14 protein-coding genes are annotated in these 26,448 nt (G+C 35.6%); 11 read left to right on the top strand and 3 right to left on the bottom strand.

The window, feature by feature from the left end:
* The first annotated feature begins 20 nt into the window (after positions 1-20).
* Complete coding sequence (locus tag ACP6PM_RS06280; RefSeq protein WP_426582860.1) at positions 21-1,847, top strand: ABC transporter ATP-binding protein; 1,827 nt, start codon at positions 21-23, stop codon at positions 1,845-1,847.
* 943 nt (positions 1,848-2,790) lie between these two features.
* Positions 2,791-4,971 carry a transglycosylase domain-containing protein gene (locus ACP6PM_RS06275; protein ID WP_426582858.1) on the top strand — a complete coding sequence of 727 codons (2,181 nt, stop codon included), beginning with the start codon at positions 2,791-2,793 and terminating at the stop codon, positions 4,969-4,971.
* Positions 4,972-5,528: 557 nt separating this feature from the next.
* Here ACP6PM_RS06275 and ACP6PM_RS06270 read toward each other — a convergent pair.
* Positions 5,529-5,651 carry a hypothetical protein gene (locus ACP6PM_RS06270; protein WP_426582856.1) on the bottom strand — a complete coding sequence of 41 codons (123 nt, stop codon included), beginning with the start codon at positions 5,649-5,651 and terminating at the stop codon, positions 5,529-5,531.
* A 438-nt stretch (positions 5,652-6,089) separates the two neighbouring features.
* On the opposite strand from ACP6PM_RS06270, the gene ACP6PM_RS06265 reads away from it, so the two are divergent.
* The 4 genes from ACP6PM_RS06265 (at position 6,090) to ACP6PM_RS06250 (ending at position 13,363) form a co-directional block, all read left to right on the top strand.
* Complete coding sequence (locus ACP6PM_RS06265) at positions 6,090-6,251, top strand: hypothetical protein (protein ID WP_426582854.1); 162 nt, start codon at positions 6,090-6,092, stop codon at positions 6,249-6,251.
* A gap of 468 nt (positions 6,252-6,719) precedes the next feature.
* A complete protein-coding gene (locus tag ACP6PM_RS06260) occupies positions 6,720-6,881 on the top strand; it encodes a hypothetical protein (protein WP_426582852.1) in 162 nt (53 codons plus the stop codon).
* 299 nt (positions 6,882-7,180) lie between these two features.
* Complete coding sequence (locus ACP6PM_RS06255; protein WP_426582850.1) at positions 7,181-11,473, top strand: AMP-binding protein; 4,293 nt, start codon at positions 7,181-7,183, stop codon at positions 11,471-11,473.
* Between the two features lie 777 nt (positions 11,474-12,250).
* Positions 12,251-13,363 (top strand): geranylgeranyl reductase family protein, encoded by a 1,113-nt coding sequence (locus tag ACP6PM_RS06250; RefSeq protein WP_426582848.1) that lies wholly within the window; start codon positions 12,251-12,253, stop codon positions 13,361-13,363.
* Between the two features lie 990 nt (positions 13,364-14,353).
* Here ACP6PM_RS06250 and ACP6PM_RS06245 read toward each other — a convergent pair.
* Positions 14,354-14,938 (bottom strand): Uma2 family endonuclease, encoded by a 585-nt coding sequence (locus tag ACP6PM_RS06245; protein ID WP_426582846.1) that lies wholly within the window; start codon positions 14,936-14,938, stop codon positions 14,354-14,356.
* Positions 14,939-15,597: 659 nt separating this feature from the next.
* Positions 15,598-16,368, bottom strand: a complete 771-nt coding sequence (locus ACP6PM_RS06240) for a class I SAM-dependent methyltransferase (protein ID WP_426582844.1) — start codon at positions 16,366-16,368, stop codon at positions 15,598-15,600.
* 815 nt (positions 16,369-17,183) lie between these two features.
* On the opposite strand from ACP6PM_RS06240, the gene mtnB reads away from it, so the two are divergent.
* The 5 genes from mtnB to ACP6PM_RS06215 all read left to right on the top strand — a co-directional run bounded on the left by mtnB (position 17,184) and on the right by ACP6PM_RS06215 (position 26,142).
* A complete protein-coding gene (gene mtnB / locus ACP6PM_RS06235; protein WP_426582842.1) occupies positions 17,184-17,801 on the top strand; it encodes a methylthioribulose 1-phosphate dehydratase in 618 nt (205 codons plus the stop codon).
* A 732-nt stretch (positions 17,802-18,533) separates the two neighbouring features.
* The gene (locus ACP6PM_RS06230) at positions 18,534-18,839 is read left to right on the top strand and encodes a hypothetical protein (protein WP_426582840.1); all 306 of its coding nucleotides are present in this window, start codon (positions 18,534-18,536) and stop codon (positions 18,837-18,839) included.
* Positions 18,808-19,314: a hypothetical protein gene (locus tag ACP6PM_RS06225; RefSeq protein ID WP_426582838.1), complete on the top strand. Its 507-nt coding sequence runs from the start codon at positions 18,808-18,810 to the stop codon at positions 19,312-19,314. Before ACP6PM_RS06230 ends, ACP6PM_RS06225 begins: the two co-directional genes overlap by 32 nt.
* 1,071 nt (positions 19,315-20,385) lie before the next feature.
* Positions 20,386-21,861: an alpha-amylase gene (locus ACP6PM_RS06220; RefSeq protein WP_426582836.1), complete on the top strand. Its 1,476-nt coding sequence runs from the start codon at positions 20,386-20,388 to the stop codon at positions 21,859-21,861.
* 1,263 nt (positions 21,862-23,124) lie between these two features.
* Entirely contained in the window at positions 23,125-26,142 is a 3,018-nt protein-coding gene (locus ACP6PM_RS06215; protein WP_426582834.1) for a WGR domain-containing protein, read from the top strand.
* Positions 26,143-26,448 lie beyond the last annotated feature (306 nt).

The following is a 26,448-nucleotide window of genomic DNA, read 5'->3' as shown; positions in this document are numbered from 1 at the left end:
TTTTAATTTTGACTGATGTGATGATGAAAGCTAATACAATTGAAAAAATTCCAACTCAGGTAAAGCAAGAAAAATCAGAGGAAAAAGTAGAATCCCAGAATTTATACCTGCGCCTATTTAGTTATGGTTTGCCACATAAAACACCTTTTTTAATAGGCATATTATTAACAATTCTGGCTTCATTTATTACATTCTTTATCCCTCAAATTAATCGATATGTTTTTGATGTAATTATTCCCGAAAAACAATTTAATATGTTGCCTTGGGTAGCAGGAATTATCCTATTGACGAGTTTCGTAGGAAGTGTACTGTCTTTTTGGCAATCGTATGCGATGAAAATCTTTGGAGAAAACACGGTTAAAAGTATTCGCGTACAGCTATATAAACATCTTCAATTCTTATCTATTAGTTACTTTGAAAATCAACGTACTGGGGAATTAATCTTAAGATTGGGAAGGGATGTAGAAATTATCGGGCAATTACTTAATTCTAATTTAATTTCAATTCTAATTGATAGCTTTGGTTTTATTGTCATTTTTATTTATTTTTTAATTAGCAACTGGCCTCTAGCAATCGCGATCGCTCTGACTTGGCCTTTGATGATTTATCTTTGGCAATTTACTCAGAAAAGACTCAACAAAATATTCCAAGAAACTAACCGAGCAAGGGAAATAATTAGTAATCATTTACAAGACACTATATCGAATATTACAGTTATCAGATCTTTTGGTAATGAACAATATGAAATTGATCGATTTACTGAATTTAGTCATAATTATATGGAGAAAAACCTTGAGGCAAATAGGTTTTTATCTATATCTAGACCTATAATTGATACTCTGAATAAAGTAGGTAATGTAATTACATTAGTTTTTGGTGCTTGGGGAGTAATGTTTGGTCGTTTGACTATTGGGGAATTAACAGCACTTTTGACTTATGCCACTATTCTTAATAGACCAATTAATCGCTTTAATGGATTAATGATTATGCTTCAAAGAGCAGCAGTATCTGCTCAAAATATTTTTTCAATTTTAGATACTAAGCTAGCAGTTAGTGATAAGGAAGATGCGATTAATTTAACTTCTGTTAAAGGTAATATTAAGTTTGAAGAAGTGGGGTTTGCTTATCAAGATAATGAGTTAGTTATTGACAATTTTAACTTGGATATTAAACCAGGAATGTCGGTTGCTTTTGTGGGGTCTTCTGGTGCAGGAAAAAGCACTATTGCTAAACTTGCAGCACGTTTTTATGATCCGAAAAATGGGCGAATTTTACTTGATGGACAGGATCTAAGAGATGTGAGTTTAAGTTCATTAAGATCGCATATTGGCATTGTTCCTCAAGAAACTTTGTTGCTCTACGGTACGGTACGAGATAATATTATTTACGGTAAGTTAGACGCGACAGATGAAGAAATTATAGCAGCAGCAAAAGCAGCAAATGCTCACGACTTTATTATGAATTTTCCTGATGGTTATGACTCTATTATTGGGGAACAAGGAGTTAAATTATCAGGAGGACAAAGACAAAGAATAGCGATCGCCAGAGTTTTGTTAAAAAATCCCCAAATTGTTATTTTAGATGAAGCAACTTCAGCTTTAGACTCTGAGTCAGAAAAATTGATTCAAGACTCTGTCAAACAACTTTTTCAAGGACGTACTAGCATAGTTATTGCTCATCGGTTATCAACTATTTATCATGTCGATTTAATTGTGGTTCTGGAAAAAGGTAAAATAGTAGAAATGGGAACTCATGCAGAGTTAATTGCTCAAGAAGGAAGGTATGCTTATCTTTATCAATTACAATTTTCTCAACTTTCTTTGGAAGAGGAAAAGTTATCAAGTTAAAAGTTAAAAGTTAAAAGTTAAAAGTAATCTCTGATAACTGATAACTCAAAAAAGGCAGGTATGCTTAATTTTATCAATGACAACTTTCTCAACTTTCTCTGGGATAGGGAAAGTTATCAAGTTAAAAGTCAAAAGTTAAAATTAACCTCTGATAACTGAGATAACTCTAGGAAAAGTTATCGACTCAAAAGTTATCAACTCAAAAGTTAAAAGTAATCTCTCACAACTGATAACCGAGATAATTCAAAAAAGGCAGGTATGCTTATCTCTATCAATGACAATTTTCTCAACTTTCTCTGGGATAGGAAAAGTTATCGACTCAAAAGTTATCAACTCAAAAGTTAAAAGTAATCTCTCACAACTGATAACCGAGATAATTCAAAAAAGGCAGGTATGCTTATTTTTCTCAATGACAATTTTCTCAACTTTCTTTGGGATAGGGAAAGTTATCAACTCAAAAGTTAAAAGTAATCTATCACAACTGATAACTGAGATAATTCAAAGAAGGCAGGTATGCTTATTTTTCTCAATGACAATTTTCTCAACTTTCTCTGGGATAGGAAAAGTTATCGACTCAAATATTTTCTATAAGTACCTAATATAGCAATCCTGAATAGGTTTTAATATTTGATCATATAGCGCTTTTCATATTGATGAACCACATCGTCACAAACAAAACCGAGTAGGGACGTTCCATGGAACCTCCCTACTGTGGTCTACCGTGCAGGAAAACTACTGTAAGTGCTACTGGATTTGATATAATATCATGTCCATTGGTATCGTTATCTGTAAAAGCTGGGGAAATATCTACCATATTTAAGGTTTTTCCTTATCTTAAAACTTCTTCCTTCTTCCTTACTTTCGCACTTACAATACCGATGCTACCGGACATGATATAACTAATAAAATCCTAATAGTAAAAAAACAAATATAAGAGGAAAAAGTGACAGATAAAGAACGGAAAAATATTAAAGAAATCTTCTCAGAAACAGAAGCAGATATTATCAGAAAGTCTAAGTATATAGAGTCTGAAGTTAGGAGCAATAAAAATCACTTAAACTCAGCCTCAAATATGTTGGGTGAAGAAAATAAAACTCCCCTACAAGCGCCTCAATTCGATGAAATAAAAAACCATAAAAAACAAGCTAATGCTACGGAAAAAAAGACAAGTAAAAATAGTATAAACATAAATATAAAAGAAATTTTATTTAGTCGGAAGGTATGGTTAGGATTAGGTTTGATTGGAATTAGTAGTATTGTTATTTACGGCGGGTGGCAGTGGCGAAAATTACAGCAAAGTTTACCAGAAATTGCCGATATTTCCTCCTATAGTAGAGACGGTACTTTAACAATAAAAGCCGCTGATGGTAAAATTATCCAACAAACCGGACCTGCTACTAGAGAAAAAATTAAATTAGAAGATATTCCGACTCCTTTAGTTCAAGCTTTTATTGCTATTGAAGACAGACGTTTTTATGAACATAGAGGAGTTGATTATCAAGGAGTTATTAGAGCATTTATATATAACATAATTGCTAGAGATGTAGTTCAAGGGGGTAGCACTATTACCCAACAGTTAGCGCGGATGGTTTTCCTCGATATGGAACAAACTATTTGGCGTAAACTCCGAGAAGCAATGCTAGCTTGGAAAATGGAAAAGGAGTTATCTAAAGAAGAAATTCTGGAACTATATCTAAATATAGTTTATCTGGGTTCCGGTGCTTATGGAGTAACTGATGCTGCCTGGGTTTACTTTAGCAAACCAGTCTCCGGTCTAACTTTAGCAGAAATGGCAACTTTGGCAGGTTTGCCTCCTGCACCTAGTGAATATTCACCCTTAGTTAACCCAGAAGCAGCTAAACGTCGCCGAAATATAGTATTAGCAGAAATGCAAAAAGCTGGTTTGATTTCTGATGAGCGGGCAAAAACAGCGATCGCTAAACCAATGGAAGTACAACCTAGTGCACCGAAACGTCTCATAGTTGAAGCTCCATATTTTGGTAACTATATTCAGAAAGAGTTACCCAAATATGTTTCTCCAGAAGTTTTGGCAAGAGGTGGTTTGACAGTAGAAACTACTCTCGATAGAAGTTGGCAGCAAATAGGAGAAAAGATAATTCAAGAAGCTGTTGATATTGATGGTTATCGCCAAAGATTCGATCAGGCAGCATTAGTTGCTATTGACACTACCACTGGAGAAGTGAAAGCGTTAGTCGGAGGTCGAGATTTTGCCGAGAGTGAATTTAACCGAGCTATTCAAGCGCAACGTCAACCAGGTTCGACTTTTAAAAGTTTTGTTTATGCTGCTGCAGTTGCTGCTGGTTTTCCTCCTACTGATGGTTATCGAGACTTACCGTTGACTGTAGATGGTTATAAACCCAAAAATTATGGTAAAAGGTATGCTGGTTGGCGATCGATGATTGATTCTTTGGCATATTCTATCAATGTAGTAGCAGTACAGGTATTGATGGATGTAGGGTTTGAACCTGTGATTAAGTTAGCTAAGGATATGGGGATTAAATCTGAGGTTAAAGCTACTTATTCTATGGCGTTGGGTACTTGGGAGGTGAATTTATTAGAGTTGACAAATGCTTATGCGACTTTTGCAGCACAGGGTAAGTATATTCCTGCTCATGGAATAAAAAGAATAATTAATCAAAATGGTGAAGTTATTTATGAGGGTAATTTTAAACCAAAGCAAGCGTTAGACAAGGATACTGCAGCAATTGTTACCTGGATGTTGGAGAATGTGGTGAAATATGGTAGCGGGGCGAATGCTTATTTGTACGATCGCCCTGTGGCAGGTAAAACAGGTACGACTGAAGAGGCGCGAGATTTGTGGTTTATTGGTTATATTCCCCAGGTGGCAACCGGAATTTGGTTAGGGAATGATGATAATAAACCTACTTGGGGTGTGAGTAGTACAGCAGCATATAATTGGCAACTGTTTATGAGGGAGGTCGTTGAGGATATACCTGTTAAAGACTTTCCTAAAAAACCAAGTTTTTACGATCGCAAACCTACTATTGAACCTAAACCTGTGGAACCAAAATGGATTAGATATGGTCAAATAGGGCCGGACGGTAGAGATTTGAATGAGAAGAAAAATTATAGAAATTATTAGACCTTGTATAAAATCCGGTAATATCGGTATAAAAAAGTATATAAACCGGGTTTGTATTAAGCCACACCATACAACACCTACTTTCCATAAACCCGGTTTCTTATAATATCAAATCCAGATAATTATATCATGTCCGGTTGAACAGTTATAAATAATTAGGCAGGAAACAGGAGACAGGAGACAGGAGACAGGAGATAGAAGACAGGAGATAGGGAAAAAAGTGTTTTCATCACGCTCTTATCCGGACATGGTATTACTATAGCCTGCGTCATTGCGACTGGAACTCGTGGAAGGAAGCAATCTCAGGGGTTGACGAGATTGCTTCCCTAGATATAAGACAGGAGACAGGAGACAGGAGACAGGAGATAGGAGATAGGAGGTAGAAGATTCGTCCTTTGTCCAACATAAAACGGTCGCAATGACAAGTGTTTAACTGGATTCTATATAATATCACCTCCGGTTAAATAGTTATAATTACAGGGCTTTTCAGATTGATGAACCACATCGTCATCACCAAAACCCTATAGGGGCGAATGGCCATTCGCCCCTACTGTGGTCTACTCAAATGAAAACTGCTGTAAAGCTTGTAGTAGGGCTTGAGCAATATCTATACTTCGGGCTAGAGCAATACTACAAACAAAAACTTTTTTATCATTAATCATCCGGACATGATATAACACACTAAAGCAAGCAGATTTGATATTATTTGCTCTATCAGAATAGACCTCTCCGGAAAAGAGGGAGTAGGGAGTAGGGAGTAGGGAGTAGGGAGTAGGGGGAAATAATTGATGGTTTATACCCGATAATTGATTTAATTTTTGATTATCACCAGATGTCTAATAGTAATAATAGGCAACTTTGATGAAGATTTGATGAACATGTAACCTAGTTTTATGAAGGTTTGATGAAGATTCTCATATCATGTCCGGTAGCATCGGAGCGTGTATATAATTAAGTCACAATTGTAATAAACCCTTCTGTAATCTGCCTTCTACACTCTGTCTTCCTTCCACCAAAAGTATAAGTATTCAAGCGGACATGATATAATTTCCTATTGCTATTGCTTTTTTTTGAGGTTATGGTTGTTATTAAAGATAAGCAAATCAAAGGAAATAAACATGAAAAGCATTAACTATAGCCAACTCAACCAACAGCAAAAAGAACAAGTCAGCAATTTAATTGCACAAATGGAAGGGCAACAACAAAATAGCAACTCTACTGTTCGCTTCGTTGCTCGCGGCGGCGATCCCGTTCCCGGTGGTGAGTTTGGCGGCCGATAATTTGAGAAATGCGGTTGGTTCAACCATGAATACCTATGGAGAAGTAACCAACTCAAACAGTAGGGACGTTGTATACAACGTCCCTTATTAAAATCTCGGATCGCATCCGGATGATTAGCTATTAAGTCATTGCGACTGGAACGGAGTGGAAGGAAGCAATATCAGGGGTGTTGCGAGATTGCTTCCTATTGTCGCAATGACTATTTTTTAGAAGGATTTAATATCAAATCCGGTTAAATAACCTCACAATCAATAAGCTCAAATCCTGATTATGCCCTAATTATATCTATGTGCAATTAGGCGGATTTAATATAATATCATTCCTATTCCTATCATAAATACCAGTAAATTTTCGTAAGAGTAAGCTAGTTTGATGAAGGTTTGATGAAGATTTTTATTTCCTATTGCTATTGCTTTTTTTTGAGGTTATGGTTGTTATTAAAGATACCTAAATAAAAGGAAATAAACATGAAAAGTATTAACTATAGCCAACTCAACCAACAGCAAAAAGAACAAGTAAGCAATTTAATTGCACAAATGGAAGGACAACAACAAAATAGCAACTCTGCTGTTCGCTTCGTTGCTCGCGGCCGCGATCCTGTTCCCGGTGGTGAATTTGGCGGCCGATAATTTGAGAAATGCGGTTGGTTCAACCATGAATACCTATGGAGAAGTAACCAACTCAAACAGTAGGGACGTTGTATACAACGTCCCTTATTAAAATCTCGGATCAAATCCGGATGATTAGTTATTAAGTCCGCAGCGACTGGAACGGAGTGGAAGGAAGCAATCTTGCGCTACCCCTGAGATTGCTTCCTATCGTCGCAATGACAATTGTTTAGCTGGATACAGTAGGGACGTTGTATGCAACGTCCCTATAATATTAAAATTTAAGACTCAAGTTATTCTATCAATTTTATGGAGCTGTAATGTCAATCAACACAGAGCTAGACTTTGAAATAGCTGAAAATCAATATGAACTCAGTCAATCAAGTTTTTTTTGGACTGACCCTAAACTTTTTGACGATCGCCAACAGCAGAATATTAATACCCTGATCGCTATACAACAAGTCTTGATGCGTCACCCTACGTTTGATGGTTCTGAGGAAGACATTTCGGAGATTCAAGAATTTTTAGAAGTTTATCATCAAATCGCTACAGAAGCATCAGAAAAGTTTAGCTTAATTTGGTCAGATCCTTTTGCTAATCATTGGTGTCTATTAGCATTCGATTTAGTTACAGCAACCCTAACCAAGAAACCTTTACCTCTCGTTACTCAAGAATATTGTCAGGCAATTCAACAAAAAACACCTCTTCAAGCACTAATATTTCACCTCAATCAGTTTAAGCTATTTGCACTTGCATACGGTTTTCTGTCTCAGCAAAGTTATCAATTTAAAACCCCTTTAATTTGTCATTTACCAGTAGCAATTCCTGGTACATCCCTTTACCTAGAAGGAAATGGAAAAATAGAAATTTATGGTATTAATTCAGAAAAATCAGAACTTTTAGTCACACACAACAAACAAACTCTAGAATTAACCACAAATGCAACATTAGCTGACGAGAATTTGAAAGTAGGCAAATCTCCAACTATTCAACTTGCAAGTCGGGAATTACGATTTCAACCTTATTGTTTTAATTCTCCAGCTTTTCCAGATGGTCAAACAGTTGTTGAAACAGGAATGACCTATCAGGGGCAATATGTCACCCTGGTTAAAGATGGATTAGCACTGATTGAGCAATATCATCCTCAGACTTTTGAGCAATTGCATTATTTTATGCAGGTATTAGCTCTCAAACCGATAGATGTAGGAACTTTCACCAACCTCACTAGCTCAGATTTTTCTGGCGCTCTAATTTGTAGCGTGATTGAAAACCCCTATAGATTAGCTGATAACTTTATTCACGAGTTTCACCATAATCGCTTATTCTTGATTGAACAAAATAATCCCCTTTTGTTGGATTCGGTTGAAGATGCTGAAGCTAGCAATTTGTATTATTCGCCTTGGCGTTTGGATTTGCGTCCCCTACGAGGAATTTTCCATGCCATATATGTTTATACACCTGTTGCTCAGTTTTGGTTAAATGTTTATCGAGCAAACCCTACTGGCGAACTTTTAGACTTTACCAAAAGCCAACTAATTAAGATTCCTTTACAACTGGAAATCGGACTTGAGCAGTTGCGCAAGTATGCTAAATTTACTCCTTTAGGTCAGGATCTTTTTAATGAATTAGAGAAACAACTTGCTCAAATTAACCAACAAATTGCTCTACTGCAAATCCCCTTAGATGTTCCTGACTTAGACTTTCAACGCAATGGATCTTTTCTTTATAATCTACGACGGGGAACTGCCGAATTTTTGACAGTTAAAGAAGCAACGTTAAATCACATCAAGCGTTTTGATTATTTTAAACAAATTGACACTCAATTACAAGCAAGTTTAGGTTTAGATGGGTTCTCTAAGAATGGAATAGAAGACAAAGTAGCAGCGATCGCCTACGGAGAAAGATTGACGGGAGCTTTTGAGTTCGTATCCTCTCTAGCAGAAACCTTAAAACAAAAAATCGATCGCTTTTCTGAAAGCGAAATAATTGATTTGAGGGAAGAGCAAGGAGTAACCAGAAATTATGGTGAGCTTTGGCAACAGTCTACAACCTTACTCGGTTACTTACAAGCACAAGGTTTATCTCCTGGAGATTTTGTGATCATTCATGTTGAACATTGTTATGATTTTGTAGCAGCGGTTTGGAGTTGTTTTTTAGGTGGTTTCGTCGCTGTACCTGTAGCAACTTCCTCCAATAGTTCCAACATTACTGCTCAAAATGCTAAACTGCAACAAGTTTGGCAAGCTTTAGATAATCCTGTAATTTTGACCGCACATAATCTGACAGAAACAATTCACAATATTCTCAAAGATTCTACTCCTAACCTACTAACTATAGAAAAATCCCAAGAATTTGCTCCGAGTCAGCATTTCTATGACAACCAACCCGAAGATTTAGCTTTATTGCTCGCTAGTTCTGGTACAACAGGTACTCCAAAACTGATTTCCTTCGATGCGGTTACAGCGATCGGTCAATTCTTATTAGGAAATGAGAAATCTGAGTCGTCTTACTGCTCCTTGACTTGGGTTCCTTTTGATAATGCGTCAGGATTTGGTATCGTCAACCCAAAATCAGCTAAAACCCTTTATCTTCCTGCAGAACGCTTTTTCGGAAATCCTTTGCTTTGGTTAGATATTGTTGATCGATACAAAGTGAATGGCAGCGTATTAACGAACTTTGCCATGACACAAATTATAGAGCAAATTCAGGAAGTTTCCAAACCTCGCTGGGATTTAAGCTCAATCGAAACCATTGGTTTAGGGGCGGAAAAAATTGTGCCTCAAACTTGCCGTTCTTTTTTACAGACATTACAACCATTGGGATTGGGTTCGGATGTGCTGAATGTTGGCTATGGTCTTTCTGAAACGGGAGTTGTTGCCAGTAACCGTGAGTGGATAGCAATGGGTTATAACCAGCGTGGCGAACAATTTGTACAAATTGGTAAACCTTTACCTGGTTGTGGAATTCGTATTGTTGATGATGAGAATAATTTACTTAATGAGGGTGAGGTTGGTCGTATCCAAATTTGGGGTGTAAACAGAACTGGTGTATATTACAATAATCCCACATTGAATAGGACGCTCTTTACAGAAGATGATTGGTTGAATACTGGAGATTTAGGATTTCTCAATCAGAATTACCTCACGGTGACAGGACGAGAAAAGGAGATAGTTATTATCAATGGCAAGAATTATTCCTGTCAAGAAATTGAATTGATAGTCGAAGAAATTGAAGGGGTTCAACCTTCTTATACTGTTGCGTCTAACATTCGACAACAAAACGGCGATACCGATGAGTTAGCTATTTTCTTCCATACACCAATTACGGAAGATAGTCAATTAGTTAAATTAGTCAAACAAATTCGCGGAAAAGTAACTCAAACCCTGGGTATAAATCCGAATTACATCATTCCTCTTGATAAATACGCAATTCCGAGAACCTTAACTGGCAAAATTCAACGCTTGCAACTAAAACAAAATTTAGAGAATGGTGGATTTGATGTCATACTCAAACGAGTCGATAAAATCATCCAGCAAGAATTTGAACAAACATTTGTTGCTCCCCGTGACGAAATAGAACTCCAATTGAGCAAAATATGGGAAAAAGTTTTAGGTATTCAGTCTATTAGTATTAAAGATAATTTCTTTAATTTAGGCGGTCACTCCCTATTAGCTACTCGTTTGTTCAGTCAAATTGAGGAGGAATTGAACAACAAGATTCCAATAGCTACTCTTTTAGAAGCACCAACAATTGAACAACTAGCCAAGGTAATTCGTGAAAAAGGATATTCAGCAAGATGGCGATCGCTAGTTCCCATTCAACCACTTGGTACTAAAACACCTATATTTTGTATGCACGCTCTTGGTGCGAGTGTCTTGTACTACCGAAGATTAGCACTTGAGTTAGGTTTAGACCAACCGTTCTATGGACTACAAGCACAAGGATTAGATGGAAAGGAACCCCCTCTGACTAAAATCGAAGATATGGCAGCTCGCTACATCAAAGAAATACAAACTATCCAGCCAGAAGGAGATTATCTCATAGGAGGCTCTTCCTTTGGAGGTATGGTAGCTTTGGAAGTAGCTCAACAACTAATCGCCCAAGGTCAAACGGTCTCTCTATTAGTTGTGTTTGATACTCCAGCACCAGGATGTTTCACTCGAATACCAGTAAATCAGCGACTTTCCGATCATTTTGATAACTTTTGGAAACTTGGACCCAACTATATCCTCAAGAAAATAACAGGGAGATTCCAGTGGTTCAAGCATAGAAATAAAGAGAGAAATCAGAGGAATTCCTTTTCCTTAGATAATATCAATCCCAACCAAATTGTGCAAAGAGCTAATAAACAAGCTGGAAGAAAATATGTTCCGCAAGTTTACCCAGGCAAAGTTGCTTTATTCCGAGCTATCCATAAGTCAGCACCTGAAGGATGGCAAGTTGACCCTCAAATGGGTTGGGGCAAACTAGCTAGTGGAGGAGTAGAGGTTTATGAAGTCCCTGGAGGTCACAGTACAATATTTAGAGAACCTCATGTTCGGGAACTGGCTGAAAAATTAAGAGTTGCAATAGATAATTTAGACTCCAATGGGATGACCACAATATTTCGGTAATATCAAATCTGGTAGCATTAGTATAGCGCTACGCGCTAGGGAATAGGGAATAGGGAATAGGGAATAGGGAATAGTAAACTGTCAAAGGGTTTGAGAATTTAGAAATGTCAAATACCTGAATTCGTAGCGCTATATAATTAGTCGTAGGGGCGAATAGCCATTTATTTGCCCCTACAGTATTTTGGTTATGACTGGTATCAGAAACTGGGTTTGTTGGAGGTTAATTTTATGATGAAGGGGTATTTACAGCGCTTTTCAAATTGATGAACCACATCTTCATATAAAATCCGGTTAAATATTATTATATATTTGGGCGAGATGGGGGGATAGGGAGATGGGGAGATTGAAGTCTAGATAGAATTATGAACATATACTATATAACCGGATTCCATATCACAAGCAAAAATCTTGTAGGGGCGAATGGCCATTCGCCCCTACTGTGGTCTACCCTGCAGGAAAACCGCTGTCATACAAACCCGGTTTCTATGCTTTTTTAGTGATAATTAAAGCTCATAGTAGGGCTTTAGCCCGAAGATACATATTTCTAGGGCTAAAGCCCTACTACAAACAAAAACTTTTTTATAAATAATTATCCGGACATGATATTAGACCACATTAGAAACGTTTTGCTGCGCAACATGAAACCCATTTTTGTTATGGAACGTCCCTACTGGGTTATTATTTTTTTAATGTAGTTCATTAACCTAAAAACTGCTGGAATTTTTCCTATTCCCTATTCCCTATTCCCTATTCCCTACTCCCTACTCCCTAATTAAAATGTTTGATTGTATTATAGTTGGCTCCGGACCAGCAGGAGCAAGTGCGGCATATCATCTAGCAAAAAACGGACGTTCTGTATTAGTTTTAGAAAAAGAAAGTTTACCTCGATATAAACCCTGTGGAGGTGGAGTTTCTCCTATTGTTCAAGAATGGTTTGATTTTGATTTTACACCAGCTATTTCTCTGAAAATTAACTCCATTCGTTATACCTGGAAAAAAGGGGATTTAGTAGAAGTAAAATTACAAAATCAACAACCTATTTGGATGGTGCGTCGAGAAATTTTTGATTATTTTATCGTTAAGCAAGCGCAAAAACAGGGAGCAGAAATTAGAGATAAAACTCCAGTTATCGGCATAGAATTTAAGAACAATAATTGGCAAGTTTATACAAATAATCAATCTTTTACTTGTCGCTATTTAATTGCTGCTGATGGTGCTAAAGGTTCCATGGCAAAATGGTTAGGTTTTAAAAATCGTAAACGGTTTGCTGGTGGCGCGATGGAAATAGAAGTACCAGTTAAAAATCAACAAATTGATAGTGCTTATTTTGAATTTGGAATGTTAAATAATGGCTATGTTTGGAACTTTCCTAAAGCTGATGGATATTCAATAGGAGTCGGTACTTTTTGGCGAAAGCACGGTCAAAATTTTGGAAGTTTATTAACAGAATATGCCACTCTATTTGAGGTAAATATTCAAAATGTTCAGAAGTTTGGTCATCCTTTATGTCTATGGAATGGGAATCAAAAATTACATACTCAAAATGCTGTTTTAGCAGGAGAAGCAGCTTGTATTGTTGACCCTTTTACTGCGGAAGGAATTCGACCTTCTATATTTACAGGTATTAAAGCAGCAACAGCAATTCATAATTCTCTAAATGGGGATTTATTTGCCCTAGAAAAATACACTCAAATAATTAATGAAGAATGGGGGAAAGATATGGTCTGGGCACAACGTTTAGCTCAAGGATTTTCTCGTTTTTCAAATATTGGTTATCAAGTAGGAGTGAAGAGACCTCGCGCTACTACTATTATGACGAAAATTTTGTCTGGAGAATTACGTTATTCTGATGTAGTGAGTTCTGCTTTACGAAAACTTTGGCAAAGGTAATACCGTTTCACGGAAGTTAAAAGTCAAAAGTAAAAATTTAAAAGGTAAGCACTCAGATTTTTGAATAAATTAGGCAAATAAATGAATTAATAACTCATAATATCATGTTCGGATAATCACTTATAATAAAGTTTTTGTTTGTAGTATAGCTCTCACCCCTATCTACAGTTCGGGCTGAGAGCTATACTACGAACTTCAATTATAATAACTATTTAACCGAACATAATATAAGCTGTTGTATCTCTAGATTCTATATTCCCTATTCCCTTTGACAAAAATTGAATATATAGTCTCAATGCTAAACACCTTAGTTGATAGCTGAAGTATGAATGCTTACGTTAAAAATTAAAAGTTAGATTTTATACGCTCAAAACTTTGACGCTAGAGTAATTTAAAGTTTTAAACTATTTATAACATTCTTTTTTAAAATCTGTAGAATAGTAAGCATTCAGCTATTAGCAGTCAGCTTGAGCGCAATAAAAATGAACGATGTAGCTCCATAGACTTTTAAGGTTAACTGATAGACTTTTACAGTAACTTTTAATTAGCATGAAATCTCGCTTATTACTTTTTCCTCTTTTAAAGGTAATGAAGCTGTTAACGTTTCGCGGAGCGACTTGAATTGCGAAGCTCCTCTGAAAGAGGCAGTTACGACCCAGGAGGCTAGCTGAGAGCTGACCGCTGAATGATTACGTAGAATAGGGAATAGGGGGGTATAAAAAACTCTTTTATTCTTATCAAAACTCAAGTTTTCCCTAACTATAAAAAATCAATTTTGCCAATCCATTTATATCTACTACCTATAGAATATTCATAATAAATATTCTTCCTTCTACTCTCTTCTTTTTGGTATAGCAATCCTAAATTAGTTTTGAAAATTTTTCTGACAGTTAATTTTAACTTAAAACCTTTGAAATTGTGACTCCTGACTCCTGACTCCTAAGTATCACCAAAATATAACAACTGAAATAGGGTTGCTATATATCTTTCTCAATCTTGATTGTTAAAATCTACTCTTTCATAAATATCGCTGAAAGCTATTTGAAAATCTAGAGAAGTTAACTTTAATATTGACTCTTCAGATTCATAATATGTGACTTCCCATTTTTCCTCAGCAGTTTTAACATACTGTTCAATATAAAACTGGTATTGGTCAATCAAAATATACTCTTTAATATCGGGAATTGAGCGATACAATTTAAACTTTTCACCTCGGTCATAATTTGCTGTTGATTTTGATAATACTTCAACAAGTATTGAGGGATTAGTAACTGTATCAGTGCGATTTTGATAATAGTTAGGTTCACCTTCAATTATCATTAAGTCAGGGTAGGTATATAAATTATAATCAGGTATCCACAAACGTACATCACCGATAAATACGCGATAATTTTTGCCTTTTAAAGCAAACTTTAAGTAAGCACAAAAATTACTGGCAATTTCGTTATGATTAGTAGTTCCGCCTGTCATTGGTATAATTTTTCCATTTCTATATTCATGTTTATTTTCAGCAGTTTCCTCTAATAAAAAATATTCTTCAGGAATATATATTTTATTTTCTGTTTGAACTTGCATATTTTTCTCCAAGAGTATTGTTATCTACAGCAGGTTATAAGTATATGAAGTACAAATACTTTTCCACAATTGTCAATTATTAATTATAGGGTTTCTCAGGGTACGGAGGTACACCTATCTTTATTTCTATTCTATTCCCTAAAACAAACGAATTTTGTACCTTACCAGTATGGAAATTGCTATATAAATTATTCAGAAATAAAATATTTGTAGTGCGGGAATATTGCCCGCTAAAGGTTTACCTCACTGATATAAAATCTGCTCTAATAGAATCTTTATTGGGGTTGATCGTAGTTATAATGATAGAGGTTTGGAGATTATATCAAATCCGGTTAAACAGTCATAGATTGGTTAAGTCAAAAGGAGTCAGGAGCCAGAATTCAGAATTCAGAATTCAGGAGGAAAGAGAATCACTTTGACTTAGTAGTTATGACGATTGGAGAATTTTTTTATGTCTAATCAGACGGATTTGATATTAAATTCCTTTTCTCTATCTCTTTTTTTAGATTGACAGCAGATTTCAGATTAATGTGGTACAATTAATATTTTTTGCTTGTTATATAGAATCCGGTTATATAATATATGTTGATAATTCTATAATTACTTCAAGCCTTCAATCCCCCCACCTCCCCATCTCCCAATCTCCCTAAAGGGAAAAGTCAAAATTGATTTGAAGTAATTATTACCCTAGGTTCAGCAAGATATAAATCAGTACGATAAACGAAATAAACTAAACCTTTTTTATCCACCCATCGCTCATATAATATCTTTAAATTTTTCGTAATCTCTTCCCGTTCATAACCTTGATTTGGGACTGATGAAGAACTCATTATTCGACCAATTAATCCAGGTAAATCTAACTCTTGCCGATGAGCAAATACTGAATGTCTAAAATTAACAAAATGCGGACTTTCTTCTAAAGATGTAATCGAAACATGACCCTTATTTTTGGCTAGTGGATGAAGTTTAGATATCTGCTTCATTAAATTACTATTTTCTTGAGTAAATCCATCTTCTTTATTCCAGTTATTCCGTACAATAGCTAACCTGCCAGATGGTTTTAAAATTCTATGAAATTCTCGTAGAGTAGGTTCCAAGTTAAACCAATGAAAAGCATGAAAACAAGTTACTAAATCTACAGATTTATCGGGTAGATTTATAGCTTCTGCTGTTGCCTTCTGAAACTTGATTAAAGGATGAGGTGCAGCAACATTTATCATTTCAATATTTGGCTCAATAGCGATTACATTGATTCCCTGTTCAGCTAACATTCTAGAGCCAATCCCTGTACCTGCTCCAATATCTGCTGCTACTAATTCAGAAGGATTGTCAAATCCACCTATTATAGCAGTAATTGCTTCTTTTGGATAGTTGGGTCTATACTTGGCATAATCTGTTGCTCGGTCAGAAAACCGATTTAGTGGGTTCATGTTATCTTAGTAGCCCTTTATTGATATTATTTTCATCCACAACTTTAACTCAATTCTCAAATAATGGTATTCTGGAAATATAAAGTAAATAAGCATTCAGCTCTCAGCTATCAGCTCTCAGCAATAAGACCCTACTTTTGTAGTAAGATTTAACTCTGGCTTAATAAAACCCCGCTCTGTCTGGTTGCTTTCAATAAAGCTTTTATCTAAAACCAAAAGCAATAGCTAGACCTCTTGCAGAAGTCAGGCAATAGGGAATAGGGAATAGGAAATGAAGTCACCAATTTCAAGATATGAAATTGATTTAATTAAAACTTTTGCAAGAGGTCTACTAATAACTGTTAACGTAGTTCCGAGCCACGAGGCTAGCTTAGAGCTGAATGGTTACGAAAGTAATGTATCATTTATAAAATAGATTAGGTACAGAGGTTTTATATTTTAGGAAATAGAAAACATAAACGAGGGAAAAAATACTGTTTCTCATTAACAAACCGTTATCTAATTAACAGAGATTAAGAAAATATTTAATATTTAAAATTTAGTCTGGATTTTGATAACTTAAAAAGATTATTAGCATTCAGCTTAAAGCTTTTCCTCTTTTAAAAGAATCAAGCAATTACGAAGGTTAGCTGATGACCTTTTTCTTTCCTGTGGAATGCTGAGTAAACATAAGTTTTAATTCTCCTTGGAAACTAATTCCTCCTTCGGTCTGATAAGGAGTTAATAACTGATAACTGACGGCTGAATGCTTACATTAATCCTATTTACCAAACTAATAAAAAACAGTTATAGACATTTGTAAATATTACTGAAAAATGAACATTGACCCCCGTGAATCTTTAATCTGTGCAGCGACACACTTTTATCAAAAAGGTTGGATGGTAGGTACTGCTGGAAATCTTTCTGCTCGTCTACCAGATAATAGTTTTTGGATTACTGCTAGTGGCCGCCCGAAAGGAGAATTAACTGCACAAGATTTTCTCCGAGTAGATATAGATGGTCAAGTATTAGAAAAGCCAAATCCTCATTTTCGCCCTTCTGCTGAAACAAGTATTCATCAAGCTATTTATCAATGTTTTCCAGAAGCTAAAGCTTGTTATCATGTACACTCTATAGAGGCAAATTTAGTCTCGAATTTTACTGAGGGAAATGGTTTGCTTTTACCATCACTAGAAATGCTTAAAGGTTTCGGCATTTGGGAAGAAAACCCTTCGGTAGAAATGCCTTTATTTGTGAATCATTTAGAAGTTAAAAAAATTGCCGATGAAATAAGCGATCGCTTCCTAGAATCTCCACCAAAAATTCCTGCTCTACTAATTCGTAATCACGGTGTAACAGTTTGGGCAAACTCTCCTGAATCTGCTTATAATTATATTGAATTAGTAGAATATATTTTCCGTTATATGATGGCTGCCAGACAAGTTAGTTTTTAAGTCATAAAATATGACTTAAAAAAAATAATTCAGGAAAAATAATTGAGGATTCAGAATTGTTGAGAAAAACTCACTCTATCTAGCTATTCTGTGTTAATTTTTTTCTGCCTAAGAGACTGTTTGTAAAATAAGTCTTAACAGAGCAAATAATGACTAAAATCTAAAAGCGGTAGTACTTCAAGAGATTGAAATTTCCTAGATACCAGAGGTTTAAAGGTACATATATTCCCAGATTTTTAACTTACAAATAGTTGTCTTGATTTCTTCCTCCCTCCATACCTATTCCCTATTCCCTGTTCCCTGTTCCCTGTTCCCTATATCCTTTTTATATTTCCTTTACAAACAGTCTCTAAGCATTGTTATTTCAGTTATCAGTCAATTATACCAATTCCAAAAAATAATGCTATACTTGCTCTGTGACTTTAGTTATTAACTAATAAGTAAGCTTCAGGAATGTTTTTAACGATTATAGGCATTAAGCGCCATTACTACTTGTACCATTTATCAAAATTAATGCTACCCTTGGAGTGTAGTCAAAATAACCAGAGAAATAACATAAAGTTAGTAAACAATCAAATTACATCAATCAATAGTATTCATAAATATAAAATTCAAGTATAGCAAAGTTTTTGAGAATTGCTATTCTTCTAAAGAACCATACTCTATACTCTTAAAAAGATATAGCAAGACTTTTGATATTTGGTCTTAGTAAATAATAAAATCAGTAAAACTATGAAAAAACAACTGCTCACTATATCAACAATATTAATCATCATCCTCTTAGGAATTATCCTAACAATTACTTTACTTTTCCAACAGTCATTAACTGCCGACCTCAAAGAATTAAAAGAACTATTTGAAATCCAACTACAAAGATCCTACACACAAGCAGTTGAAGATGCTGCTGATGCTAAGGAAGATGAAATATACAACAAATTATGGTCAATTACTTCAGATAATCCCGATCTAATATGGCGAGAAATAGATGGAAAACCCCAAGTTATTGATGGTAACCTGGACTTCCTGGAATGGCTATGACGACAACGTAGGTAAAAAAATGCAGTTAAGTCGAGAAGTCTGGACTACTCCTGTTCCTCAGTTACAAACCTTTGGGTCTCAACTTAACCTGAATGAAGAGAATTTAATCCTCAGACTCGAACAATATCTCGGCTTACCTTCTGACAATGGTAAAACTAAATTTGTACAGATGTGGGTTGAACCTCAAGATTTATTCCGTCCTTGCCCAGATCCAGAAATTAGGGATACTAGCTGTAGCTTGGAATTTCCTTCTACCGTTGAACCCCTACATGAGGAATGGGTAAATGAACAAATACTCATTTCTTATGGTGAAAATGGTTATCCTTGGACGAGGTTGGGCTATACTTATGATTGGGGAAATATTGCTACAAAAATTGGAGGAAGTGAATTTGTGGTTCGCTCAGGTGCAGAAGTGGAAATTGATTCGGTTATTAATACTATGGAATATGTTCAACAAAATTCGGCTTTGAGTTAAATCTAAAACCTGCCCTAGTTTTGTAAAAATTATGAAAAAGCATCTTCGACTAAGGAGCATTGACTTAATAATAGAATAACGATATGATGCGTAAAAAAGCACACTTTTAGGCAAGTTTCACTTAATAAAAAATCGGCATTGCTGAATAAATGTATGATATTAAAGGAGTCAGGAGTCAGGAGGTAGAAAGGAGTTTTTTCCGCAACTTTGGGTAGGAAATAGGTATGATTTGCACTTCATATTTTGGACTCAAAACTTACATTCTTAGGAATTTCATACCGTGTTTCAGCAACGCCAAAAAATCAAATCAATTATCCCACATAAACCATCAATTCTTTCTCCCTGCTCCCTGCTCCCTACTCCCTACTCCCTCTTTTCTGGAGATGTCTATTATTGTAGGGTGGGTACTTACCGCTAAAATCTAATCTCTCAAAGGTATTGAACAATACTGGTATTGGGTTTCGCTACCGCTCTACCCAACCTACATTTTTACAAATAGGTAATTCAAGAATTAATAATTAAATAATTCACGCCTTGAAGCCTCCCCTTGGATAGGGGAAAAAGCGGTCGGAAAGCGGAGCAGTCCGTTAGGATGGGATGGCGAGGTCTCCTTTCCCTCCGGGACGCTATCCTAGGTCATGCTCCGCAAACGCGTTTCATGTCGCGTAGCGAAACGCTAGCTTCCAATCTCCCCTTGAAAAAAGAAAATATTCCTTATATTCAATTCCGTAACGGTTAAAACCCGAGGTAATTATCAATTATCAATTATCCATTAATGAAGCGTGTCACTCCAGTAGTGAATTGTCTCAGCTAAAATAGTGGGATATATTTTGGGGAAAAGCTTGAATTGACAAAGATTTAAGCAATATTCCTCAAGCATCATTTTAGTTATGTCGGTCTAGCCAGTAGGGTGTATACTTACGGCTAAAATTTAGACTTCGGGTGGCATTTAACAATCTGTCGCAGGGCACCATTGCATAAGTGTCTCCACCATTACCACTAGACAAATACTATTGCTTCAACACCACAAAACAGCCATAATTATTTTGGTAGATTTGAGGATTTCCCAAAATGGCAGCAATTAATGGCGTAATGATGCAATATTTCCACTGGTATATTGACCCTAACCTCATCCTATGGAATCAAGTGGCCAGTAAAGCTCAAGAATTAGCAGATGCAGGTTTTACTGCAATGTGGTTACCACCAGCTTACAAAGGTATCGGGGGTACTTATGATGTGGGATATGGGGTTTACGATATGTATGACCTGGGAGAATTTGACCAAAAAGGTACCGTTAGAACAAAATATGGCGATCGCCAACAATATTTAGATGCTATTCAAGCTCTGCATAATGTTGGTATTGATGTGTATGCTGATGGAGTGCTCAACCATCGCATGGGTGCTGATGGAACAGAAATTGTTAAAGCAACTCCTTTTTCTAAGGATGACCGCATTCATCCCAAGGGTGAAATGCGTGAAGTTAAAGGTTATACTCATTTCCCATTTCCTGGTCGGCAAAAAAAGTATTCTGACTTTGAGTGGCATTGGTGGCATTTTGATGCAGTAGATTATGATGACTATAGCAAGGAACAAAATACAATATATCTATTTGAAGGAAAAAGCTTTGATGATTATGTAGCGTTGGAGAAAGGAAATTTTGCTTACTTAATGGGAGCTGACGTTGACTTCCAGAGTAAAGAAGTTCGGGATGAAGTGATACGTTGGGGTAAGTGGTATATCGAAAATACGGGAGTGGATGGTTTCCGTCTAGATGCTATCAAACATATTTCATCCTGGTTTTTTCCTCTGTGGATAGATGTATTAGAACATCATTTTCAGAAGGATTTATTTATGGTGGGGGAATATTGGTACAATGATATTGGCACGTTGCACTGGTATATTAATTCAGTTGGTGGCAGAATGTCTGTGTTTGATGTTCCTCTACATTACAATTTTTACTATGCGAGTAAGGCGGGGGGACATTATGATATGCGCTATATTCTCAATGGTACTTTGATGCAGGAACGTCCGGTCAATGCTGTTACTTTTGTGGAAAATCATGACTCCCAACCATTACAAGCATTGGAAGCTCCTGTTGAACCTTGGTTTAAGCCTTTAGCTTATGCTATTATTTTGTTGCGTAGTGAAGGATATCCTTGTATTTTTTATGCTGACTATTATGGTGCAGAGTATGAAGATTATGGGAAAGATGGTAACCGTTACAAGATTTTCTTACCATCCCACCGTTGGATAATTGATAAGTTACTTTTTGCCCGGAAATATTATGCTTATGGGGCACAATATGATTATTTCGATCATTACAATACTATCGGTTGGACTCGTTTGGGTACTGAAGAACATCCAAAAGCAATGGCTGTAATTATGAGCGATAGCTATCCTGGTTACAAGTGGATGGAAGTAGGTAAGCCTAATGCTAAGTTTTATGACCTCACGGAACATATTCAGGAACCTATTTATACAAATGAGTGGGGTTGGGCAGAGTTTCGTTGTAATGGTGGTTCGGTTTCTGTTTGGTTGGAGGAATAAAAGTAGTTCAACAATTAATAATTAATAATTAATAATTAATAATTAACAATTACCTCTCCTTGAAAACAGAATAGGATTGACTCAAAGGAAAACTTTTTCTCTCTTGGTCGATTTGATATGGTTAGGTAACCTATCCATCCCATCCTGACGGAATGCTGCCTCTTTCAGAGGAGCTTCGCTAACGCAAACGACCGCTTATTTCTCCTTTAAGGGAGAGGCTTTAAACCTTAATTATTTGGTAATTGCCAGGAGGTGAATTTAATAGTTTATATTAGACGTTAATTCATCGCTGGCTAATTTTTCAATAATTAATAATTAATAATATCATGTCCGGTAGCATCAGTATTGTAAGGTAAGGAAGAAGAAAGAGGAAAGAAGGAAGAAGAAAAAAGGTTTAAAAGGTTTAAAAGGTTTAAAAGCTGGAAAAAACTTAAATTTCCTGTAGATATTCACCCTAGCTTTTACGCAAACGATACCAGCGGACATTATATTACTCGTGTCTGGATATTCATGGGGCAGAAGTATCATTTCAGTTATCAGTTATCAGTTAGCTTCGCAGAAGAACTGCTTTCATACTACCTCCTATTGAAGTTGGAGACTTGAAATGCCGAATTTTCTTTATTTCTTGGTTAATTTTTCTGACATAATTACCTCCAGATTAATTTTTAAATTGTTTGATATCTTATAATTTGATGTCTTATAATTAGAAAGTACAATTCACTCAAGAATAACCGCTCTTTAATTTAAGAATGTTAATTCATTATAGCTGGCAGTTAGTTAACATTCTCAACTTATATTAACAACGTAAGGCTATATATAGAAATTCCAAATAGGTTGTAATAAGTTTTATAATAGTTAATTTTAACTGAAATATTTTAAATTATAACTTATGTACGTTGCTAATTTGAGGGTTCCCCTTCCTGATTGCTAACTACTACCAAAATATTACAACTAAAATAGGATTGCTATATAAAATCTAGTTATGGGTAAAATGGGTTCATTAATTGATAATGAATAATGGATAATTACCTCTGGTTAAAACCGTACTTGATTGAATATAAGGAAATCTTTTTAATTGATAATTGATAATTGATAATGGATAGTGGATAATGAAAACTATCTCTAATTATCAATTATTGATTAATAAAAGCTATCTTTAATTATCAATTGTCAATTGTCAATTATCTGTTGGTAAATATTTTTTGCTTGTTCCTTATTATCCAACCTATCTTCCCTATTCCCTATTCCCTATTCCCTAAAACTATGAAAGTAATCAAAAAAACTATCCTCCATTATCAAGATGATCGCTCGGATAAAATTTATGAAGTTGAGCTATTTGAAGTGAAGGAAAATCAGCATTATATGGTTAATTTTAACTACGGTCGTCGTGGTTCACAATTAAGACATGGCATTAAAACAGATGGCTACGTTTCTTTTGCTAAAGCTGAAAAAGTTTTCTATCAAGTAATACAAGAAAAAATTAAAGGTGGTTATCGGAACGTCACTGGAATTTCCTTGAATTCTCTGCCTAAAAAAAGCGAAATTCCTAACCATAATCATCTCCGTAAACAAGCAATTCTCGAACATTTAGCTAGAGAAAAAACTAATCGTCCTCTGGAAAGAATTATTTGGCGGGCAGGAGAATTAAAAATAGCTGAAGCTACTCCGATGTTAATTAATTTTCTCGGCACTGGTACAGATTTAAGAGATTATTGTATTGCTTGGTCGTTGGGTTGGTGTGGGGGAAAGGATGCTCTTGCTGCTTTAATTAGACTTTATGAAAATCCGACAACTTCAGAGTTTGTTAGTCGGATAGTTTTTGAGGCGATTTTAAAATTATCTGACTCTGAAATTCGCGCCGAATTACAGACGGAAATGATTGAGTTTTTATCGCCAGAATTAAGAGAGTTTGCTCTTCATGGAACGGCAGAAAAATTTGAGGAAGTATTTAACCAAAGTTTGGCGGAAGGTAAAAGTTTCTCAGACATAGAAAGGCTATATCAAATAGATAATGAATATGTGCGATCTGCTCTTTTAAATTTTCTCCGCACTGCTCCATTTCAAGAAAACTTTTTTCAGCCAATTCGTCATATTTTTAAAATGGCTGAATATCGTCGAGACCCAGAAGTTTTTGGCATTCTTACTTATAGATTTGACAAAGAAAATACAACTGGTAGGGAAGTTTATACTGAAAAAACTCGTAATTATTTACGGAAGCGAATTTGGCGAACTTTAGAGAAACTCGGCATAGACAATGATGTTGAATATATTAATTTAGCTGTAGGTATTTTACGGCAATATTCTGATGCTGATGTTATGTATTATCGGCTAGAAAATAAATTTTATTCTGAACTACAACATAGATTTGTTAATTTTCTAGTCTTATCTCATATTCTCTACACAAATCATTCTCGTTATTCTTTATCTTCCGATCGCCTAAATTGGCGGTTTAACGGATACTTTGAACGAACTAATAAGGAGATAAAACAACGGGGAGAAGCTTTTCCTGAATTATGGGAGAAACAACCAGGAATATTGGTGCAATTATTATTAGAAAGTAACTGTCATGCTGTACATAATTTTGCTGTGAGAGTATTGGATAGTTGCCAGAGTTTTTATCCAAAACTAAATATCAAAACTCTCATAGAATTTATCAAAAAACCTTATGAAGTTACAGTTAGGTTTGGATTTGAATTAGCTATAGAAAGATATAAAAAAATAGACCCCGATCTAGACTTGGTTTTAGCATCGGCAAATAGTATTTTGCCTAAAGCACATACAGCAGCTTATCGCTGGATAAATAAACAACCAAATAGATTTTTAAATGCTAATTTTATGGCAGCTTTAATTACCAGTCAGGAACCAGAAACTCGTGATTTTGTTAAAAATTTCCTCAGTTCACATAGTCTCAAGGAAGGTACTGCCAAAGTATTAATTGGTAAAGTTATTGCTGAGTTATTAACTTTCAAACAAGAAACTTATTGGATAGAGCGAGTCGCTCAAGATATTGCGGATATATTGTTGAGTTGTTTGAGTTATCAATTAAAACAATTAGGCATGGGAGTTATTATAGATTTACTCCAACATCCATTAGTAGAAATTCAAGAGTTAGGAGCAAATATTCTGGAAAACCATGAAACTCCTGCTGCTGAATTTCCTACTAATTTAATTGAGTCGTTGATTGAATCTCCATATCCAAAAATTCGGGAAATTGGTATTAGAATATTTGGTCAGTTGCCAGAGGAAATTTTGATAAGTTCTCGGCGAGATTTAATTATTGCTATGGCAGTTAATTCTGAGGAAGATATTCGGAGTTTAATTGAACCTATAATTCAGGATTTGACAAAGAAATATTCAGATTTTGCCAGTCAGTTAGCGTGGGAATTTATCGATATTTTGGTAATGCCAGAAAAGTCAGAGGGAGTTCACGATTATTTAGCAGGTTTATTGAGGCATGATATTCCGGGATGGCAAGAAAATATTAGTTTAGAAAAAACCAAGCAGTTATTAAGAGCTAAATCCGATATTGCTCAAGAATTAGCAGGTTTAATATTAAAGGCAAATTATCAGGAATGGGCGGGAGATTTTGCCACAATTGAAATTGTTAAGTTGGCAAATTATCAATTAGTGGCAGTCAGACAAGCTGCATGGCAAATATTTGCAGAAAATATTCGTCGTTTTCGGAGTAATTCTCAGGAGATGTTAGCTGCAGTTAGATTGTTAGAATCTGATTGGGAAGATTCTCGCAATTTTGCTTGGGAAATATTTCAAACATCTTTTGATGAAACTGATTGGTCGCCGGAAATAATGGTAAGTATTTGTGACAGCGTACGGGATGATGTAAGAGTGTTTGGGCGTGAGTTAGTTAGTCGTTATTTTGAGGATAGTTACGGTCAAGATTATTTATTGAAGTTTAGCGAACATCCTTCAGGAGATATGCAGGTTTTTGCTACGGATTTTTTGTCAGATTATGCAGCAGATAATGTGGAAAGATTACGAGATTTACAACCTTATTTTATTAGTGTTTTGTGTCAGGTAAATAAGGGTAGGGTGGCAAAGAAGCGAGTATTTACTTTTTTGGAAAAGGAGGCAGAAAAAAGTGAGGAAGCGGCGCGAGTTGTGGCGGATATTTTGACTAGGCAATCTGTGACTATTGCCATTGGGGATAAGGCAAAGGCGATCGAAATAATGTTGAAAATTCATAATAGTTATCCAGAGGTTTCTTTGCCTATTTCAGTTAAGTTTGTTTCTAGAAAAGAGGGAGTAGGGAGTAGGGAGTAGGGAGTAGGGAGTAGGGGGAAAGAATTGATAATTTATGCGCATGGGATTGATTTGATTTTTTATTATCACCAGATGTCTAGTAGTGGACTGAAGCACCCCGCCAGAGGTGATGGATAGTGAAAATTTCCTTCTATTGCGTCAAGAGCAATAATAAATTCATCTCCTGAAGCACTCCGCCAGAGGTGATGGATAGTGAAAAATTCCTTCTATTGCGTCAAGAGCAATAATAAATTCATCTCCTGAAGCACCCAGCCAGAGGTGATGGATAGTGAAAAATTCCTTCTATTGCGTCAAGAGCAATAATAA

The organism is Dapis brunnea BLCC-M229, from assembly GCF_050015995.1.
Taxonomy (GTDB): domain Bacteria; phylum Cyanobacteriota; class Cyanobacteriia; order Cyanobacteriales; family Microcoleaceae; genus Trichodesmium.
The sequence above is the reverse complement of the archived record's forward strand: the minus strand, read 5'-3'. Positions and strand labels throughout refer to the sequence as shown.

What these genes read in the sequence shown, in the direction of transcription:
- ACP6PM_RS06280 (WP_426582860.1), top strand. Translation starts at nt 21, where the DNA reads ATGATGAAAGCTAATACAATTGAAAAAATTCCAACTCAGGTAAAGCAA.
- ACP6PM_RS06265 (WP_426582854.1), top strand. Translation starts at nt 6,090, where the DNA reads ATGAAAAGCATTAACTATAGCCAACTCAACCAACAGCAAAAAGAACAA.
- ACP6PM_RS06260 (WP_426582852.1), top strand. Translation starts at nt 6,720, where the DNA reads ATGAAAAGTATTAACTATAGCCAACTCAACCAACAGCAAAAAGAACAA.
- ACP6PM_RS06255 (WP_426582850.1), top strand. Translation starts at nt 7,181, where the DNA reads ATGTCAATCAACACAGAGCTAGACTTTGAAATAGCTGAAAATCAATAT.
- ACP6PM_RS06250 (WP_426582848.1), top strand. Translation starts at nt 12,251, where the DNA reads ATGTTTGATTGTATTATAGTTGGCTCCGGACCAGCAGGAGCAAGTGCG.
- ACP6PM_RS06245 (WP_426582846.1), bottom strand. Translation starts at nt 14,938, where the DNA reads ATGCAAGTTCAAACAGAAAATAAAATATATATTCCTGAAGAATATTTT.
- ACP6PM_RS06240 (WP_426582844.1), bottom strand. Translation starts at nt 16,368, where the DNA reads ATGAACCCACTAAATCGGTTTTCTGACCGAGCAACAGATTATGCCAAG.
- mtnB (WP_426582842.1), top strand. Translation starts at nt 17,184, where the DNA reads ATGAACATTGACCCCCGTGAATCTTTAATCTGTGCAGCGACACACTTT.
- ACP6PM_RS06230 (WP_426582840.1), top strand. Translation starts at nt 18,534, where the DNA reads ATGAAAAAACAACTGCTCACTATATCAACAATATTAATCATCATCCTC.
- ACP6PM_RS06225 (WP_426582838.1), top strand. Translation starts at nt 18,808, where the DNA reads ATGGTAACCTGGACTTCCTGGAATGGCTATGACGACAACGTAGGTAAA.
- ACP6PM_RS06220 (WP_426582836.1), top strand. Translation starts at nt 20,386, where the DNA reads ATGGCAGCAATTAATGGCGTAATGATGCAATATTTCCACTGGTATATT.
- ACP6PM_RS06215 (WP_426582834.1), top strand. Translation starts at nt 23,125, where the DNA reads ATGAAAGTAATCAAAAAAACTATCCTCCATTATCAAGATGATCGCTCG.